We start from the raw sequence: 18,897 nt of genomic DNA, 5'->3' as shown, positions 1-18,897 counted from the left end.
TTCTTGCGTACAACGTGTTACTCGCTGCGTTGCTCGGGGCTCCTCGGCACGGGGCGAGTCACAAACTTGGCGGTTGCGGCTCGGTTTTCTGCGCAGCCGGTTCGACAGGTAGCGGCGCCAGGGGCGAATCGGGTTCCGGGCCATGACTGGCCCGGCTCGGATGCGTTGCGACGTCCGACGCCCTATCGTGAGCGTCTGTCGTCATCGCACGAACGTCAATTGACATGTCATGCACCTCCACGGCCAGATCGCCGAACGCCCGGCCGCGGGCGCGCAGCGCATGCATCACCCACATCATCACGCCGGCGAGGGCATAGCCGCCCGCGATCTGATAGGCGCGGTGCAGGTACGTATACTCGGGGAAGTTCACGAAGAATCGCGTGCCGGCGAAATACGCCTCCGTCCGCTGATAAAACAACAACTCCTGCGGTGACAGCGCGAACGGCCCCGGCTCGACGCGAAACGCATGCTGAAAGCCCAGCAGCGTCATGGCTGCGCCGATGAAACACCAGATCGCCGCAGGCCGAAACCGCCGATCAATCAGACACGCGCACGCCGCAGAGATGATGATCCCGGTAATAACAAATCCGCTGTTCGCCCCGGCCAGCGAGTAAACACCAATGGGCCACCAGCTATCGGTCAGCGCGGTCTTGAGCTTCTCGCCGTGTGCAACCAGCATCGGCAGAATGCCGCCCGTTGCGCCGCTGCCGGTGAGAATCTGCGGCACCAGCAGCACCGCCATCATCGCCACGGCTGGAAAGAAGCCGATGGCGACGGCCGGATAATGCCGCGTCGGCACGGCGGAGTAACTCTGCGCGGCGATGATGATGCCGATGTACATGACGATCGCCATGCCGCTTTCCATGGGGATGACGCTGACAATGAGCGCGCCGAGGCCGAGCGTGAATGCGATGGTGAAGAAAAGGCCGTTGAGGATGGAGTAGCCGCTCCGCGCCCCCAGCGCCTTCCAGCCGGGGTGGCCGATGTAGATGGTTGTCGGAAAGCAACTGCCGAACAGGCCGGCGGCGATCGTGCCGACGCCGTTGACGACCATGCTGATGCCCGTGCTGTAATGGTCGCCGGCTGCCTCGGCGGATTCGATGTTTTGCAGCGAGCCGATGGCATTGACCAGGCCCATCGGAACGATCACGCCGAGGAACGACCAGAGCAGGTTTCGGTCGGTGGTCATCAGGCTCACGATGTCGCCCCAGCAGAGCACCGGCTTGTGCACGGCGACGAGCTGCGCGGCCGCGCGCACCTTGTCCGCATCCATGATCGGGGTGCCGACGGCCAGCGGCACGGTCCAGGCCAGTGCCGTTCCGATGACAACAGCGACGAGTCCGGCGGGCAGGCCGAAGGGAAATCGCACGTGGCCGAAGTAGCCGATCAGCACAATAAAGAGCGGCACCATGGCCACGAGCGGCCGCTCAAAGATCTGAAAGGCGAACGGGCTGGCGATGAAGATGATGCCGATGGCGGCCAGCGCGGAGAGCAACGCGGCTCGCGGGGTGACGCGGCGAATCCAGCCACCGATGAACGCGCCAAGAAACTCAATCACCCCACTGCCGATGCAGGCGACGAGGCCGACTTTCCACGCGAGGTCGGCGGCGCGCTGCGGGCCGAAATCCGGATTGCCGCTGTAGCGCGCGTAGACCGGCGCCATGATGAACAGGATGTACGCGAAGACGCTGGGCGTGTTGATGCCGTAGGGCAGCGCGGTGCAGGTCGCGTTGCCGTCGCGCCGCGCGACCCAGTGCGCCTGAATCGCGTAGAAGAGATTGCCCACGAGCAGGCTGACGGCGATGCCGGGAAAGACCGTGGTGAAAAGCAGCGTATCGGAAAAACCACACAGCTCCTTGCACAGCGCGGCGATGACCAGCACCTGCACGAGGTTGTCCACCGCGAGGCCGAAAAAGCCGTCGAGATCGCCCTTGCAGAACAGCGGGTAGCGGATGGATTTCATGGAGTCGTCAAAACGTCGAAAAGTTGAAACGTCAAAATCAACCGGCTGAATGAAGCGGCGAGCATCGACGTGCCGTCGCATGGAGCCGATTAAGCAAGCAATCGAACCGGCGCATCCGATCGCCGCGCCGTCAGGCGTTCTGGTCGGTGCGGACGACCGGCGCAATCATACCCTTTCCATTCCGAACCCGCCTGCACCGGATATTCCCGGAATCGGCGAGGCCCCGCATTGGCACGCCCGGCCGGCGGCCTTATCATGGCTCCGTCGCACCCGACGATTTTCCATCAAGCGAGGGCATCATGGCTGACAGCACGAGCAAAGGCGGGCTGGAGGGCGTCCACGCGGGCGCGACCTCCGTCTGTGAGATCACCCAAACCAGCCTGCGCTACCGCGGCTACGACATCGCCGATCTCGCCGAGCATACCTGCTTCGACGAAGTCGCGCACCTGCTTCTGCACGGTGAGCTTCCCAACAAGTCCCAGCTCGCTGCGTTTCGCCAGCGCGTTCAGGCGGCCATGACGCTCCCCGAGCCGGCCGCGCGCGCACTCGCCGAGATGCCCAAGACCATCCCGCCGATGGACATGTTGCGTACCGTCGTCTCGATCATCGGCCACTTCGACCCCGACGCGCAGGACCTCTCGCGCGACGCCTGCCTTAGAAAGAGCGAGCGGCTGCTCGGCCAGATCGCCGCCGCCGTCGGCGCCTGGTCGCAGAAGACCCAGGGCGTCCCCGCGATCAAGCCCGACCCCAGCGCCTCGCACGGTGCGAACATCCTCGCGATGATCCTCGGCAAGCGACCCAGCGATCTGGCCGGTCGGGTCTTCGACGGGACGCTCATTCTCTACGCCGAGCACGAGTTCAATGCTTCGACCTTCACCGCCCGCGTCATCGCTTCGACCTTATCCGACCTGCACTCGGCTGTCAGCGGCGCGATCGGCGCGCTGAAAGGCCCGCTCCACGGCGGCGCGAACGAAGCCGCCATGAACCAGTTCCTGGAGATCGGAAAAAAGGAGAATGTCCAGAAGTGGTTCGACGATCTGAACGCCCACAACAAGGCCCACCCCGACAACAAGCGCCTCATCATGGGATTCGGGCATCGTGTCTATAAGAACGGCGACCATCGCGCCGGCATCCTGCGCGGCTGGTCCTTGCAACTGACGAAGGAGACCGGCCAGGGCCACTGGATCGACATCGCCGACGCGCTCCAGGCCCTGATGCTCAAGGAAAAGAACATCCATCCGAATCTCGATTACCCCGCGGCCCATGCCTATTACCAGATGGGCGTGCCGATTCCGCTCTACACGCCGATCTTCGTGTGCAGCCGCGTCACTGGCTGGTGCGCCCACATCATGGAACAGTATGCGAACAATCGCATCATCCGCCCGTTGAGCGAATACACCGGTCCGGCGCTTCGCCCCGTCCCGCCGATGGACAAACGATGACCGGCCGCTCGTGGCACGCCCCCGAAGGTGTCGTATTTGAGGCACGCCCATGCGCCTGAAGCTGCACCATTGGATTCTCTTGTCAATGGTCGTCGCCGGAGCGGCAGGCCTGGCAGTCAACGAATGGGCGCCGCGCGCCGCCGACGGCGGGCCGAACGTCCGGGTCGCGTGGTTCGTTCATTGGATCGCCGAACCCGCCGGGCAGATCTTCCTGCGCCTCATCTACATGATCGCTGTGCCGCTCGTCTTTTGCGCCCTCGTACTGGGCGTCGCGGGCATGGGCGATTTGCGCAAGCTCGGCCGCGTCGGATTCAAGTCGCTCCTCTTCACGATCGTGCTGTCGGGCATCTCGGTGGCCGTCGGGCTGGGCCTGGTCACGTCGCTCAAACCCGGCGCGGGCCTGTCACCGGAAAAACGCGCCGCGCTGCTGGAGCGCTACACGAGTGACACAAGCAAGACACTCGCCAATGCCCAGGCCGCCAAGACCCCGCGCGACGCCCTGCTCGACATCATCCCCAAGAACCCGATCCAGGAAATGGCCGGCGCGATGGACGGCTCCAGCCCCGGCGGCGGCATGCTCGCCGTCATGTTCTTCTCGCTCATCGTCGGCGTCGCCATCACGCTCGCCCCGGAAAAAACCGCTCCGCTCGTCTCCCTGCTCGAGGCCGTTTACGAAGCCGTCATGCAGATCATCAACCTGGCCATGCGCCTCGCGCCCCTCGGCGTCGCCGGGCTGGTCTTCGCGCTCACCGCCATGCTCGGACTGGAGATTCTTCACACGCTCGGCTGGTTTGTCATCGCGGTCATGAGCGGGCTGGGTTTTCAGATGCTCGTCGTCTATTCGCTCCTCATCCTCGCGGTGACACGCACCAATCCCTTCACGTTCTTCGCGCGAATCAGCGAGGTCATGCTCACCGCCTTCGCCACCAGCAGCAGCAGCGCCACCCTCCCCACCGCCCTGCGCGTCACCGAGAAAAACCTCGGCGTTCGCCGCGACATCACCAGCTTTGTCCTCACCGTCGGCTCCACCGCCAACCAGAACGGCACCGCCCTCTACGAAGGCGTCACGATCCTCTTCATCGCCCAGGTCTTCGGCGTCCACCTCGAGTTTCAGCAGCAGCTCGTCGTCATCCTCATGGCCATCCTCGCCGGCATCGGCACGGCCGGCATCCCCGGCGGCAGCCTGCCCATGATCGTCGTCGTGCTCAACTCCGTTGGCGTCCCCGGCGAGGGCATCGGCATCATCCTCGGTATCGACCGCGTCCTCGACATGTGCCGGACTGTCGTCAATGTCACGGGCGACATCGCCATCGCCAAATGCGTCGACTCCACCGAACCGGCCGCGAACGCCATGCCGCCGCCCGCCTGACTTGGACCCGGCTTGTCGGATCGGCCGCGCGGCATACACTGGATCCACCGTGGCCGCGAAGTTGCTCGACACCATCCTGGCGAAGTTCGCCGCGAATCACGCGCGGCTCTCGACGCGCCGATTCTTCCGCGCCGTCGCCGACGCCCGCCGAACCCAGCAGCAACTGCTCGCCGACATTCTCCGCCGCGCCGCCGCCAGCGACTTCGGCCGCCGCCACGGCTTCGACCGATTGCGAAGCGACGCCGACTTTCGCCGCGAAGTACCGATCCGCACCTATGCCGACATCGCCGACGACATCGAGCGCGTTCGCCGCGGCGATGCGAACGCCCTGCTGCCATCCGGTGCGCGCGTGCTCATGTTCGCCATGACCAGCGGCACCACCGCGCAACCGAAGTACATCCCCGTCACGAATGAGGTCCTCGCCGACTGCCGCCGCGGCTGGAACATCTGGGGCCTCAAGGCCCTGCTCGATCATCCCGGTTCGATGCTGCGGCACATCGTGCAGGTCGTCAGCCCGATGAACGATCACCTCGCCCCGGGCGGCGCGCCCTGTGGCGCGATCACCGGTCTGCTCGCCGCGACGCAGAAGAAACTCGTCCGGCGCTACTACACGACCCACCCCGCCGTCGCGCACATCCCCGACTCCGCCGCGAAGTACTACACCATCATGCGACTCGCCATCGTGCGCGATGTCTCGTGGATGGTCACGGCCAACCCCGCCACGCTCATCGCCCTCGCCCGCACGGCGAACGACCGCCGCGCGCAGCTCATTCGCGACGTCCACGACGGCAAGCTCGATGAGTCACTGCCCATTCCCAACAACGTGCGCGCCGTCCTCTGGGACCGACTCAAACCCGACAAGCCGCGTGCGAGGGAACTTGAATCGCTCGCCGCTCGCCACGACGCACTGCTGCCCCAGCACTATTGGCGATTGAGTTTCCTCGCCCACTGGACCGGCGGCACCATGGGCCTCTACCGACCGCAGATTCGACGCTGGTTCGGCGAAACCCCCGTGCGCGACATCGGTCTCATTGCCAGCGAAGGACGCATGTCCATTCCCATCGCCGATGAAACCGCATCCGGCGTCCTCGCCGTCACCAGCCAGTTCTTTGAGTTCATCCCCGCCGATCAATACGGACGCGCCCGGCCCGATACGCTGCTCGGCCACGCGTTGCAGGTCGGGGACGAATACTTCGTCGTGCTGACCAACGCCGGCGGGTTGTATCGCTATGATCTGGGCGACCGCGTGCGCGTGACGGGCTTTCTCGGCGAAGCGCCGATGATCGAGTTCTTGAGCCGCGATGCGCACACCTGCTCGCTCACCGGTGAAAAACTCACCGAGCACCAGGTCGTCGCCGCGATGCAATCCCTTGTCATCGAGTCGCGGGCTTCAGCCCGCGCGGCCGCTCACGAGCATTTGAACGCCGATTTCATTGTCGCGCCCGTCTGGGGCGAAGCGCCGCACTATCGCCTGTTCGTCGAAGAGAATGCGATCGGACTGCACGCGGCAACGCCAATCGACGCGATCGATCTGGCCGCGCGATTCGACGCGGCCTTGTGCAAGCAGAATTTCGAGTACGATTCCAAACGCGCCAGCCTGCGACTGGGACCGGTTCAGGTTGTCGTATTACCACCGGGAACCATCGCCCGGCGCGACGCCGCCCTGCGTGCGAAACGCTCCCACACCAGCGAACAATTCAAACATCAGTACCTGCTGACCCGCCCCGGCGACGACGACGATCTACACCGTCCGTAAAATCGGCGCCGCGAACGCGCCGTTCATCCGCCAATCGGCGACTGTACCCACTCCGCGATCAGCTCGATCACACGCTGGTCCACGTGCCCGGCCTTTTCGTACTCCGCCGGCGTTGCCTTCTTCTTCCCCGCCATGAACAGGTGATTGAGATTGTCATACCATTTCAACGTCGCATTCGGCCGACCCTTCAGCGCCGCCGAATAAATCTCGAAATCCGCCTTCGTCACCTGGTAATCCCGGCCGCCGCCGATCACCAGCACCCGCGGCGTCATCGTCGACAGCAGCTTCACCGATCGCGCGATCGCCTCGTTCACGTCGTTCCAGTACGCCACCGGCACGCCCAGCACCGTCTCGCCCTTCTTTGCCTTCCCGCCCCGAATCCGCTGGATCGCCGCACGCGTCTCGCGCGCCACTTTCCGATTCACTTCCTTCTGGTCGCCCTTCAGCGATGCGAGGTAGTCCAACTGCTCCTGCACGACCTCATACATGTCGCGCCCCGTGCCGGCCGCCAGGATGATCCCGCTCAACTTCCCGTCGGCCTCCGCGATCAGCGGCGCCACGCTCGCACCCAGACTGTGCCCGAGGACGTACACCCGGTTCGGGTCGATGTTGCCACGCTGCTTGCGAACAAATCGCGCTGCTTCCACCGCGTCTTCAATCACTTCTTCCTTGATGCCGAAGTTCTCGACCGACGCGATCTTCGCTCCGTGCGCGAACGTCCGCTTGTCGTACCGCAGCACCGCCACCCCGCGCGATGCGAGGCCCCCGGCCAGATCGCGAAACGGCTTGTTCGGCCCGATCGTCTCATCCGCGTCGTGCGGACCCGATCCGTGCACAAGGATCACCACGGGATGCAGCGACCGCGAGATCGGTACCGTCAGCTTGCCCTTCAACCGCCAGCCCGGCAGCCCGAATTCGACATTCGTCTCCTGGTAGGCGCTCGGATCGTCGTACGGCGCCTTCTCATACGCCACCGCCTGCACGTCCGGTTGAATGAACAACCCGGCTATTTCGTTCTTCGCTGATAACACGATCCGAAACCGCATCGCACCCTTCTCGAACCGCGCGGGGATCAATACCACATCGTGCGCCCCGGCCCGCTCACCCTTCGGCTCGCCGAGCGACAGCATCTTCCCCGCCTGCGCGACCAGCCCCTCCATCGTCTCGCGCAGCTTGTCCGGACCCAGCGCCGCCGACATCGTCTTGTCAAAGTGCTTCACCGCCCGGTCGTACTGCCCATCGAAGATCGCCTGCGCCGCCTCCCGCGCGATCGCGATGTTCTTCGCATCCACGCCAACTGCTTCGCTCGCGCCGCACACACCCAGCAACATCGCCAGCGCCATTCCTGTCGCGCCCTGATTTCGACCCATGCCGCACTTCCTTTCTGTTTGACGCTTGACGCTGCGTCGCCTGCCTGCTCAACGCACGTCCCGCTTATATTTCAACGATCCTTGAAACGTGCCCGCCGCCCCTTTCTCACGCACCGTCGCGTATCACCTCTTTCACGTTTCAACAACTCACAGCCCAGGTTCACCACCGGAATTTGTACCACCGCCCCTGTCCTCGTAGACTAATCCAAGCAGGAGCCTTCGTTTGATCTGGCAGCACCGCCCATCCCGACGTCCTTTCACCCACGCCTGGGCCATCGCCTCCCTCGCGCTCGTCGGATGCAACATCCCGCCCTATCGCGCCAACTTCAACTCCGACGACCCCACCGAGCGCATCATGGCCGTCCAGGCCGCTGCCAAGGCCGACGACCGGGCGGCGGTCCCCCTGATCGTCGATCGCCTCGAAGATGAGGACAGCGGCGTGCAGTTTTTCGCCATGCTGGCGCTGGAGCGCCTCACGGGCGAGCGCTTCGGGCTGGAATCGGGCCAGAGCAGCGCCGACCGTCTCGCCGCCATCCAACGCTGGCGCGCCTACATTGACCAAGGCGCGCACAAGATGTCAATGAATCAGGATACTTCCCGGAAGGCGGCACCGCCCGCAGACGTAGGCCACGGATCGGGAATCGCCGCACCCGCAGAGGTCAGAGACTGATGTCGGATTCCAACCGCGTGGAACTCTCGATCCACAGCAGCACCAAGTGCCTGCCCATCGTGCGCGGTGCCGTCGAGCGCATGGCCGGCCTCGAAGGCTTCGGAGAGACCGACGCCCACGCGCTCACCTGGGCCATCGACGAAGCCCTCTCCAACGTCATCAAGCACGGCTACGAGGGCAAACCCGACCAGCCGATTCAGATCACGCTCGCCCCGGTCAAATCGAAGGACGGCCGCCCGGGCATCGCCGTGACCGTGCGCGATCAGGGGCGGCAGGTCGACCCGGCCACGATACGCAGCCGAAATCTCGAGGACGTGCGCCCCGGCGGGCTCGGCGTGCACATCATACAGACGGTAATGGACTTTTTTGAGTACAGTTGCCCGCCCGACGGCGGAATGCAGCTCGACATGGTAAAGTATGTATCGCCACAACCGGCAGGCGGCGCATCGGCCTGAAGCAAGCGGGGCGCGGTACGGCGGATGCGGCAGAGGGAGTCGGCCGGAAAGCAAGGATGAGCCGGCCTTTCGCGAGAGACCGCGGCGTCGCAGGGATGGTGGCGGCGCCGTCGAGAAAGAGAATTCAGCCATGGCGGAAATTTCGGGCCTCGTCAAAAGCATCGACAAGCACAACGACGGAACGATCGTCGTCCTCGGCGGCGATATCGACCTGCACCATTCGCCCGCGCTGCACGCGGCGCTGGCCGACGTGGCCGGTGAGCGGCCCAAGCGATTGGTGCTGGATCTGCGCGAGGTGCCGTACATGGATTCGTCGGGCGTCGGCACCCTGGTCGAGGTCTTCCGCCGCGTGCGCGACTACAAGGGCAAGATGGTTCTGTTCGGCATGAACCCCCGCGTGCGCAGCGTGTTTGAGATCACCAAGCTCGATAAGTTTTTCACCATCTGCGACGATCAGGCCTCCGCCCTGACGGCGTGACGATTCAAAAGAGCCGCGAGCTTCAGCTCGCGCGGCCTTATGTACAAGCGTGAACGGACCATCGCGCATCCATCGCCGCGCGGGCTGAAGCCCGCGGCTCATTGCGTCGGTATCTCATGAGCGACACCTCCGCCCAATCCGACCCGCTCCCCTCCGCCTGGCAGCGCGGCGTCGCCGCGCTCGGCGAGGGCGTCCTCTCCGGCGCGGAGAACGGCCGACGCTTCGTCGCCATGCTTGGCGGCATGGTCTATCTCCTCGGCGACACCTTCACCTGGCTCTACCGCACCGCCGTCCGACGCGAGGCCCCCATCGGCTATGAAAACCTGCTCGCGCAAATGGTTCGCGTCGGCATCCGCAGCATTCCCATCATCGCCCTCGTGCAGACCTTCATCGGCATCATCTTGAGCCTGCAAATGGCCCCGACCTTGCGCAACTACGGCCAGATCGAGCGCATCGCCGACATCGTCGTCATCGCCATGTTCCGCGAGCTGGGGCCGCTGCTGTCGGGCATTGTGCTCTCCGGTTTCGCCGGTGCGAGCATCGCCGCCGAGCTGGGCACGATGGTCGAAGGTGAAGAGATCAAGGCCCTGCGCGCGATCGCCCTGAACCCCGTGCGATTCCTCGTCATGCCGCGCTTTCTCGCCACCGTCATCATGCTCACCATGCTGATCGTCATCGCAGACGTCGTCGGCGTGCTCGGCGGATTCATCACCGCGACAGGTGTCTTGAATATCACGCCAGACCGCTACCTCTCCGCCACGCAGGCCGCCGTCACGACAAAGGACTTCCTTAGCGGCCTGGGTAAAGGCCCCATCTTCGGCCTTCTCATCGCCATCATCGCCTGCTACGAGGGACTCAACGTCACCGGCGGCGCCGAAGGCGTCGGCCGCGCGACCACCAACACCGTCGTCAAATGCATCGTTGCGCTCATCACGGCCGACGTGGCCGTCACAGCGCTGCTGTATGCGTTCAATATCTGATTGCTAAACGTTGCGTGAGGCGACATCCGAGCCTCGAGCGCCAGTCAGTTGTGTGATACCCCCTCCTCTGCCCGGAGAACGTACAGGCTGTTTCAAAACCCCCTCTCCCTTTCAGGGAGAGGGTCGGGGTGAGGGTGAATCCTTTCGGTTGAACTACTTGTCCCCCTCACCCAACCTCTCCCCCAAGGGGGAGAGGAGTTTGAAACCGGTTTGCTCTGCTGACAACATCTGCCTAGTCTGACTGCCCCGAGCTGCGTCCACAAAATTCGTATGTACCAAACTGCTATTGCAAAGATTATGCTCTCTTCGTGCGAATAATAATTCTACTTTATGTGCGACACCTCGCCGTCAAATCCCCGTGCAACAACCGATGAAACAAATGCTCCCCCCCTTCGCGGCGCACGCTCAATCGCCCCGCCACGTACGCCCGGCTGTGCAGGCCGCGCTGCACCGCCTCGCAAATGTCAATATCCTCCTGCTGCACGCGCTCGCCGACGGCCAGGCTCGCCCGGTTCCGCGCCGCCGCAGACTCGCCCACGTCGTCGAAGAAGAAATCAAAAATCACCTCGCACCGGTCCGGCCCCAGCGGCAGGACGAGATTCACATCCATCACCCCTTCGTACCAGTTCAGCATGAAGTTCGGGTGCAGCCAGTAGTAATAGGCCCGATCGCCCTTGCGCACGGCGGCCGTCTCGGCGTCCTTGCCGCTTTTGAGCGGACTGTGTTGCAGGCAGAATCGCTCGCCGTTTTCGATCAGGTAATCGCTGTATTCCAGCACGGTGCTTAGGCTTTTATGTAAATGCGGGACGTGATACCCGCCGTCGAGATAGTTATCGACGTACACCTTCCAGTTGCAATTCAGCGTCCACCGCCGCCGCTCGAAGAACTTCAGCCGCGCCAACTCCAGCTTCGCCACCCCCGCCGCCATGCCGCCGAGGTGCTCTTTCAGCGACATGCCGCCGGCCGCACGATGCGCGCCCGCGCCGCTACCGCACGGCGTCGACACACCCTCTCCCTTTAAGGGAGAGGGCCGGGGTGAGGGTGAACCAGTGGATTCGGTCGGCTTTTCCCCCTCACCCAACCTCTCCCCCAAGGGGCAGAAGGGATTCGACGATCGCGTCAGCCCGCCGGAATCCAACCGCACGAACACAAATCGCTCCCAGGTGTCCACCGTCACCGGCATCAGCCCCGACGCGGCGCGATCAAAACCCTCCACGCCTTCAAACTCCGGCGCGCCTTTCAGACGACCGTCGAGATCGTAGGTCCACCCGTGGTACGGGCAGCGCAGCACCGAGCACGTGCCGCATTCGTCGGTCGCGACGGCCGCCGCATGATGGCGACACACGTTGAAAAACGCCCGCAGCACGCCATCCCGACCGCGCACCACCACGATCGGCTCTCCGGCGACGACCGCCGTCGCAAACGAACCCGGGGCTTCGAGCCATTCCAGCGGGCAGACGTAGTGCCAGTTCGCCCAGAACACTGCCCGCTGCTCCAGTTCCGCTACCGCCGGCTCGGTGTACCACGGCGCGGGAATGGTCCATGCCCGCTCCAGCGGCGCCGTCGAGTCATACTGGCTAAGGATGGTTCGCACATGATCGCTCATCGGCGGCTCCCGTCGTGTGAATTCCCAGCCCAGTTTAACTCCGCCTTGACCCGCACAGGCTCGCTCCACCGGCCCCGCGCCCCGATGGAAATGCCGTGACAGTTCGGCAGTCCACCCGTCGGCGGCTGCCTTTGTGGCAGATTTGACGACCGACCGCCCAAAGATAACAGCACCCGATTGCAATTGGTAACCCAAGCCCTATCCAGCACTTAAGCAAAGTCCACAGTGTACGGTCCATCTCGGCACAAGGCTTGCCCTTGATTCTCGAAGCAAGAACGAGGAGACGGTCTGAACCGGGGCGGCGGACGCCCCTCCCCAAAGCAAATCACAGGCATACGCCACACGATCACACGCATTCGGTTACGTCCAAAAGGAGACCTGCAAAAATGGGCGCCAAGCAGCTTTCATTTCACGATGATGCCCGCGCGGCATTGTTGAACGGCGTTGAAAAACTCGCATCGGCCGTCAAAGCCACCCTCGGCCCCCGCGGCCGCACGGCCATTCTCGACAAGGGCTGGGGCTCGCCGACCGTGACCAAGGACGGCGTGAGCGTCGCCGAAGAAATCGAACTCTCCGACAAATACGAAAACCTCGGCGCGCAACTTGTGAAGGAGGCGTCGAGCAAGACCTCCGACACCGCGGGCGACGGAACCACCACCGCCACCGTCCTCGCCGAAGCCATCTTTCGCGAGGGTCTCAAGAACGTCGCCGCCGGGACCGATGCGATGGCCATCTGCCGCGGCATCGACAAGGCCGTCGCGGCGATCACGGAGGAGCTGAAGAAGCTGTCGCGCCCGGTGAAGGCCGACGATCGCAACGTGGAGGACATCATCCGCGTGGCGAGCATCTCGGCGAACAACGATCGCGAAGTCGGCGAGAAGCTGGCCGAGTGTTTCAAGCAGGTCGGCAAGGACGGGGTCATCACGATCGAGGAGGGCAAGAGCGCCGAGACGACGATCGAAGTGGTCGAGGGCATGCAGTTCGACCGCGGCTATCTCTCGCCGCATTTCGTGACCAATCCCGACGACATGGAGTGCGAACTCGACAAGGCGTTCGTGCTCGTCTACGAGGAAAAGATCAGCAACATCACCAAGCTCGTCCCGCTGCTGGAGAAGGTGGCGAAGACGAAGCGGCCTCTGTTGATCATTGCCGAAGACGTCGAGGGCGAGGCGCTGGCGACGCTGGTGGTAAACAAGCTGCGCGGCATTCTTCCGGTGTGCGCGGTGAAGGCGCCGGGCTACGGAGACCGCCGCAAGGCCATGCTCGAAGACATCGCCGTGCTGACCGGGGCGAAGCCGATCTTCAAGGATCTCGGCATCGAGCTGGACAACGTGGCCATCACCGACCTGGGCCAGGCGAAGAAGATTCACGTCGATGCCGACAATACGACGATTGTCGAAGGCGCCGGCGAAAGCAAGGCGATCCAGGGCCGGATCGAAATGATCCGCAAGGAAATCGAGAATACGACGAGCGACTACGACCGCGAGAAACTCCAGGAGCGCCTGGCCAAGCTGTCGGGCGGCGTGGCGCAGATCATGGTCGGCGCAGCCACCGAAGCGGAGTTGAAAGAGAAGAAGGCGCGTTACGAAGACGCGCTGCACGCGACGCGCGCGGCGATTGAAGAGGGCATCGTTCCCGGTGGCGGCGTGGCCCTGCTGCGGGCGCGCTCGGCGCTGGATGGCGTTCGCACCAGGAGCGAGGGCGAGGCGGTCGGCGTGGAAGTGATCCGGCGGGCGCTGCTCGCGCCGATCATGGCGATTGCGCAAAACGCCGGCGTCGAGCCGGGCGTGGTCGTGCATCGCGTTGAGCAGAAAAGCGGCGCGTTCGGCTACAACGCCCTGACCGACGAGTACACCGATCTCGTGAAGGACGGCGTCATCGACCCGACCAAGGTCGTCCGCACGGCTCTGCAAAACGCGTCGAGCGTCGCGCGCATTCTGCTCTCCACCGATTGCTGCATCACCGAAAAGCCCAAGACCGACGGCGACGACGGCCATGCCGGACACGGTCACGACGACGACGAGATGGGCGGCATGGGCGGCATGGGCGGGATGATGTAGTTCGCACGCCGTCAACAAAGAGCCGATCGCGGAGCAATCGTATTCGAAGTCGCAACCAATAGTTACAAACGGCGCCAAGCGCCTGAAGAAAACAGACAACCTCTTAGGAGTGACAGACATGGGACGCATCAACATCAAGCCGTTGGATGATCGCATCGTGGTCGAGCAGCATGAGGCCGAGGAGCGCACGGCCGGCGGCATCGTCCTGCCCGACAACGCGAAGGAAAAGCCGACGCGCGGCAAGGTGCTGGCGGTCGGCCCGGGCAAGCTGCTGGACAGCGGCAACCGCGGTCCGTTGTCGGTCCGCGTCGGCGACGACGTGTTTTATGGCAAGTATTCCGGCACGGAAGTGACCGTGAACGGCAAGAAGTACACGGTCATCCGCGAGAGCGACGTGCTGGCGATCCTGGAGAAGTAATCGAAATTGGGTGTGGTGGGCGCGTCGATTTCGTACATCGTACCCCACTCCGGCCCTCTCCCGGAAAGGATGAGGGAGCGAACGAATGGATAATCGGCCCCTGACGGCCGCATTGATCGAGAGGAATGATCCATGGCAGCGAAGCAGATGATGTTCAGTGCGCGAGCCGCCGAGGCCGTTCGCGAGGGCCTGACGAAGCTGGCGTCGACGGTCAAGGTGACGCTCGGCCCGACCGGCCGCAACGTGCTGCTCCAGAAGAGCTGGGGCGCGCCGCGCGTAACAAAAGACGGCGTGACGGTCTCGAAGGAGATCGAACTGCCCGAGCCGTTCGAGAACATGGGCGCGAAGATGGTGAACGAAGTTGCCAGCAAGACGGGCGACGTCGCCGGCGACGGCACGACGACGGCCGTGGTGCTGGCCGAGGCCATCTTCAAGGAAGGCCTGCGTAATGTGACGGCCGGCGCGAACCCGCTGCTGCTGAAGCGCGGAATGGATCGCGCGGTGGCCGTGGCGGTGGAGCAGATTCGCAAGCTCTCCGTGAAGGTCAAGGGCAGCGAGGACATCGCGAAGGTCGGCACGGTGTCGGCCAACGGTGACGAGAAGATCGGCAAGCTGCTGGCCGAAGCGATGGAACAGGTCGGTCCCGAAGGCGTCATCACCATCGAAGAGGGCAAGAGCTTCGAGACGGAGAAGAACGTCGTCGAGGGCATGCAGTTCGACAAGGGCTACATCTCGCCGTACTTCATCACGAATGCGGCCGACATGGAGTGCGTGCTGGAAGATCCGTACATTCTCATTTACGAGAAGAAGATCAGCTCCTTGCGCGATTTTGTGCCGCTGCTGGAGAAGATTCTGACCGGCGGCAAGCCGCTGCTGATCATCGCCGAAGACGTGGAGGGTGAGGCCTTGGCGACGCTGGTGGTCAACCGCCTGCGCGGCATTCTGAAGTGCTGCGCGGTGAAGGCCCCGGGCTTCGGCGATCGTCGCAAGGCCATGCTGGGGGATCTGGCCGTTGTCACCGGCGGGGAATTCATCAGCGAGGATCGCGGTCTGAAGCTGGAGAGCCTCGAGCTGAATCAGCTCGGCCGCGCGAAGAAAGTCGTCATCGCCAAGGACACCACAACGATCATCGAGGGCGCCGGCAAGAAGAGCGACATCGCGGCGCGGGCCGATCAGATTCGCGCCCAGATCGAGAAGACCACCAGCGACTACGACAAGGAGAAGCTCCAGGAGCGTCTGGCGAAGCTGACCGGCGGCGTCGCGGTGATCCGGGTCGGCGGCGCGACCGAGATCGAAGTGAAGGAGCGCAAGGATCTCGTGGACGACGCGTTCCACGCGACAAAGGCAGCCGTTGAGGAGGGCGTTGTCCCGGGCGGCGGCGTCGCGTTGCTTCGCAGCATCGAGGCCGTGAAGGCCGCCGCGAAAACCGCCGAGGGCGACGAGAAGACGGGCATGATGATCATCGCCTCGGCGCTGTCGGCCCCGGCGAAGCAGATCGCCGAGAACAGCGGCAAGGATGGCGCCGTGGTGGTCGAGCAGATTCTCGAAGGCAAAGGCAGCTTCGGCTACGACGCCCGGCGCGATGAGTTCTGCGATCTGTTCAAGGCCGGCATCATCGACCCGGCGAAGGTCGTCCGCTCGGCGCTGGAAAACGCGGCCAGCGTGGTCGGCGTGCTGCTGATGTCCAACGTGATGATCACGGAGCTGAAGGACAAGGACAAAGAGCAGCCGATTCCCGGTTCCGTCCGATAGATGAAGAGAATGACACGCGTATGATGGAACACATCGGGACGGGGCCTGTCGCGGCCTGCGTCCCGATGTTTTTTCAAGCGGATGCAGCCGACGGAAAGCGATCCGCCGGCTACAAGAAGATCGGCGATGCCTGTGGCAATCAAACAAGACTACTACGAAGTGCTCGGCGTCCATCGCGAGGCCTCGCCGGACGAGATCAAGCGCGCCTACCGTCAGGCGGCGATGAAGTATCACCCCGACCGCGCGAGCGACGTCCCCAATGCCGAGGAGATGTTCAAGGCCGCCGCCGAGGCTTACGAGGTGTTGTCCGACCCGGAGAAGCGCAGCCGCTATGATCGCTACGGCCATGCCGGGCTAAGCGGCACGGCGGTACACGATTTTTCGCACATGCGGGCCGACGACATCTTCAGCGTCTTCGGGGACATCTTCGGGGACATTTTCGGCGACCTGGGCGGCGGGCGGCGGACCTCGCGCGGCGTCGATCTGCAAACGGAGATCGTTCTGACGCTGGCCGAAGTCGCCCACGATGTCGAGCGTCAAATCGAGTTCAGCCGGAACGACTATTGCGAGCGGTGCGGTGGGAAGGGCGCCGAGCCGGGAACGGCCATGAAGAGCTGCTCCACCTGCGGCGGCTACGGCCAGGTCGAGCGCACGACAAGCATGGGTTTCTTTTCGTCGCGCGTGGTGACGGCCTGCCCCGACTGCCGGGGCAAAGGCAGCACGATCACGAAAGCGTGCAAGGACTGTCGCGGCAGCGGTCGAATGGCGAAGCGACGGATTGTCACCGTGAAGATTCCGGCGGGCGTGCACGACGGTCAGGTCGTTCGACTTCGCGGGGAGGGTGAGCCGGGCGATCACGGTGCGGCGCGCGGCGACCTGCACTGCCACATTCGTGTTGAGCCGCACCCGTTCCTGGAGCGGCACAACAACGATCTGCTCTTTCGTCTGCCGTTGTCGTTCACGCAACTGGCGCTGGGCGCGACGATCGAGATCCCGACGCTGACCGGCAAGTCCGTGGTGACAATCCCCGCCGGCACGCAACACGGCGAAATGATTCGCCTGCCGAAGATGGGGCTGCCCGACGTTCGTAGCGGCCGCAGGGGCGACCAGATCGTGGCCGTTCTGGTGGAGATTCCCCGGCGGCTGAATGACAAACAACAGGCACTGCTCCGCGAGTTCGCCGAGACGGAGGACAAGCGCGTGCTGCCCGAGAGCCGTGGTTTTTTTGACAAGCTGAAGGAGTTCTTGTCGACCCTGAAGGATTGACGCGCAGGTGGTACTTCCGTTACGAGCCGCGGGCTTCAGCCCGCGCGGCCGAACATGACCGGTGAAGATCGCCTCGTTGAAATCGACCAATGATCGCGCGATGCAACAGGCAAACGATATGAAGAAGGAAGAACCCAGGATCGTGACCCCCACCGATGACGAAGTGAAGCAATACGCCGACGGCGGTGCGCCGAGCGACGCGACGGACGCGGGCGACGCCGCGGCGGATCAGGCCCAGCCCGCGCCGGCCGATCCCATCGACGCCCTTCGCCGCGAGGTGGAGGAATACAAAGACAAATATCTCCGCGCGCAGGCCGAGACCGTGAACGTCTCGCGCCGCCTGCAACAGCAGCACGCCCAGGCACTCAAGCACGCCGCGACCGATCTCGCCCGCGAGCTGCTCCCCGTCGTGGACAGCCTCGATCGCACGCTGGAACACGTGAACCACCTCCCGCCTGACGACCCCGTCGGCGCGGGTGTAAAGCTGCTCGCCGAAGAGTTCGCGAAAGTGCTCAAGGCCCACGGCATCGAGCCGATCGAGGCCGTCGGCAGGCCGTTCGACCCGGAAATTCACGAGGCGCTGATGCAGGATGCGAATTCGACGTTTCCGGCCGGCACGGTCTGCGCGGAATTGCAAAGGGGCTACCGATTGCACGATCGGGTGCTTCGCCCCGCGCGCGTGGCGATCAGCGCCGACGCAGCGACGGGGGATGGGAAAAGCCAGGGCGATCCGAACGACGTAAGCAGTTAGCCGCCGCGGAGATGACTCGCGCGATGGCTGGACGCCGAACGGGCTACCGGGAGTTTTGAGGAAGCACGACTCATGCCGACCTACGAATACCGCTGCGACAACTGTCAGACCGTCTTCGAAGTGTTTCAGTCGATCAAGGCATCGCCCCTGCGCCGCACGAAGTGCGAGTCCTGCTGCAAGGTCACGCCCGTCAAGCGGCTGATCGGCCCGGGCGGCGCGGTCCTGTTCAAAGGCTCCGGCTTCTACCAGACCGACTACCGCAGCGAGTCGTATCACAAGGCCGCCAAGGCGGAGGCGGCAGAGGCCAAGCCAGCAACGGCGGAAGCCAAGTCGCCTTCAACGGCCACGCCAACCGACGGCGCGGCAAAGTCGAGCGCACCCGTCGCCGCCGATGCGTCCAAGGGGGCATCGCCTGGCAAGGAGGCAGCCGGTGCGAAAGCGACAGCGGTCTCGAAGCATCCTGGCAAACCAGGCACGCGGCGCAAGAAGTGAATCGAAGCTAGCCGCGACCGTCAGGAGCGGTCCGCGCGCCGACATCGAGGCGCTTTGCTTGGGCAAGAT

Annotated in this window: 16 protein-coding genes; 13 read left to right on the top strand and 3 right to left on the bottom strand. The window is 64.0% G+C overall.

Features of this window, described 5'->3' with window-relative positions; all coding sequences use genetic code 11:
* Window positions 1-58: 58 nt before the first annotated feature.
* Window positions 59-1,963, bottom strand: a complete 1,905-nt coding sequence (locus HRU71_10930) for an NCS2 family permease (GenBank protein ID QOJ03964.1) — start codon at window positions 1,961-1,963, stop codon at window positions 59-61.
* A 299-nt stretch (window positions 1,964-2,262) separates the two neighbouring features.
* Between HRU71_10930 and HRU71_10925 the strand changes: the two genes are divergently transcribed.
* Genes HRU71_10925 through HRU71_10915 form a run of 3 tightly spaced genes read left to right on the top strand, consistent with a single transcriptional unit; the run spans window position 2,263 to window position 6,530 of the window.
* Complete coding sequence (locus HRU71_10925; protein ID QOJ03963.1) at window positions 2,263-3,405, top strand: citrate synthase; 1,143 nt, start codon at window positions 2,263-2,265, stop codon at window positions 3,403-3,405.
* 49 nt (window positions 3,406-3,454) lie between these two features.
* Window positions 3,455-4,774: a dicarboxylate/amino acid:cation symporter gene (locus HRU71_10920; protein ID QOJ03962.1), complete on the top strand. Its 1,320-nt coding sequence runs from the start codon at window positions 3,455-3,457 to the stop codon at window positions 4,772-4,774.
* A 49-nt stretch (window positions 4,775-4,823) separates the two neighbouring features.
* Window positions 4,824-6,530 carry a GH3 auxin-responsive promoter family protein gene (locus HRU71_10915; protein ID QOJ03961.1) on the top strand — a complete coding sequence of 569 codons (1,707 nt, stop codon included), beginning with the start codon at window positions 4,824-4,826 and terminating at the stop codon, window positions 6,528-6,530.
* Window positions 6,531-6,553: 23 nt separating this feature from the next.
* On the opposite strand, the gene HRU71_10910 is transcribed toward HRU71_10915, so the two are convergent.
* Window positions 6,554-7,900 (bottom strand): alpha/beta fold hydrolase, encoded by a 1,347-nt coding sequence (locus tag HRU71_10910; GenBank protein QOJ03960.1) that lies wholly within the window; start codon window positions 7,898-7,900, stop codon window positions 6,554-6,556.
* Window positions 7,901-8,123: 223 nt separating this feature from the next.
* Here HRU71_10910 and HRU71_10905 point away from each other — a divergent pair, with 223 nt between their 5' ends.
* The 4 genes from HRU71_10905 to HRU71_10890 all read left to right on the top strand — a co-directional run bounded on the left by HRU71_10905 (window position 8,124) and on the right by HRU71_10890 (window position 10,483).
* The gene (locus tag HRU71_10905) at window positions 8,124-8,570 is read left to right on the top strand and encodes a hypothetical protein (GenBank protein QOJ03959.1); all 447 of its coding nucleotides are present in this window, start codon (window positions 8,124-8,126) and stop codon (window positions 8,568-8,570) included.
* A complete protein-coding gene (locus tag HRU71_10900; GenBank protein ID QOJ03958.1) occupies window positions 8,570-9,025 on the top strand; it encodes an ATP-binding protein in 456 nt (151 codons plus the stop codon). The genes HRU71_10905 and HRU71_10900 overlap by 1 nt, the downstream gene beginning before the upstream one ends.
* 130 nt (window positions 9,026-9,155) lie before the next feature.
* Window positions 9,156-9,503, top strand: coding sequence for an STAS domain-containing protein (locus HRU71_10895; protein QOJ03957.1), 348 nt, complete (start codon window positions 9,156-9,158; stop codon window positions 9,501-9,503).
* A gap of 116 nt (window positions 9,504-9,619) precedes the next feature.
* On the top strand, window positions 9,620-10,483 hold the full coding sequence (locus HRU71_10890; protein ID QOJ03956.1) for an ABC transporter permease: 864 nt from the start codon (window positions 9,620-9,622) through the stop codon (window positions 10,481-10,483).
* 328 nt (window positions 10,484-10,811) lie between these two features.
* Here HRU71_10890 and HRU71_10885 read toward each other — a convergent pair whose 3' ends face one another.
* Window positions 10,812-12,089 (bottom strand): Rieske 2Fe-2S domain-containing protein, encoded by a 1,278-nt coding sequence (locus HRU71_10885; GenBank protein QOJ03955.1) that lies wholly within the window; start codon window positions 12,087-12,089, stop codon window positions 10,812-10,814.
* A gap of 386 nt (window positions 12,090-12,475) precedes the next feature.
* Between HRU71_10885 and groL (HRU71_10880) the strand changes: the two genes are divergently transcribed.
* From groL (HRU71_10880) to HRU71_10855, 6 genes are all read left to right on the top strand, one after another.
* The gene (gene groL / locus HRU71_10880; GenBank protein QOJ03954.1) at window positions 12,476-14,149 is read left to right on the top strand and encodes a chaperonin GroEL; all 1,674 of its coding nucleotides are present in this window, start codon (window positions 12,476-12,478) and stop codon (window positions 14,147-14,149) included.
* 118 nt (window positions 14,150-14,267) lie between these two features.
* Window positions 14,268-14,567 (top strand): co-chaperone GroES, encoded by a 300-nt coding sequence (gene groES / locus HRU71_10875; GenBank protein QOJ03953.1) that lies wholly within the window; start codon window positions 14,268-14,270, stop codon window positions 14,565-14,567.
* Window positions 14,568-14,699: 132 nt separating this feature from the next.
* On the top strand, window positions 14,700-16,319 hold the full coding sequence (gene groL / locus HRU71_10870; GenBank protein QOJ03952.1) for a chaperonin GroEL: 1,620 nt from the start codon (window positions 14,700-14,702) through the stop codon (window positions 16,317-16,319).
* 126 nt (window positions 16,320-16,445) lie between these two features.
* Window positions 16,446-17,585: a molecular chaperone DnaJ gene (dnaJ, locus tag HRU71_10865; protein ID QOJ03951.1), complete on the top strand. Its 1,140-nt coding sequence runs from the start codon at window positions 16,446-16,448 to the stop codon at window positions 17,583-17,585.
* A gap of 100 nt (window positions 17,586-17,685) precedes the next feature.
* A complete protein-coding gene (grpE, locus tag HRU71_10860) occupies window positions 17,686-18,336 on the top strand; it encodes a nucleotide exchange factor GrpE (GenBank protein QOJ03950.1) in 651 nt (216 codons plus the stop codon).
* A 72-nt stretch (window positions 18,337-18,408) separates the two neighbouring features.
* On the top strand, window positions 18,409-18,828 hold the full coding sequence (locus tag HRU71_10855; protein ID QOJ03949.1) for a zinc ribbon domain-containing protein: 420 nt from the start codon (window positions 18,409-18,411) through the stop codon (window positions 18,826-18,828).
* The last annotated feature ends 69 nt before the right edge of the window (window positions 18,829-18,897 follow it).

The organism is Planctomycetia bacterium, assembly GCA_015200345.1.
Classification (GTDB): Bacteria; Planctomycetota; Phycisphaerae; order UBA1845; family UTPLA1; genus PLA3.
The sequence above is the reverse complement of the archived record's forward strand: the minus strand, read 5'-3'. Positions and strand labels throughout refer to the sequence as shown.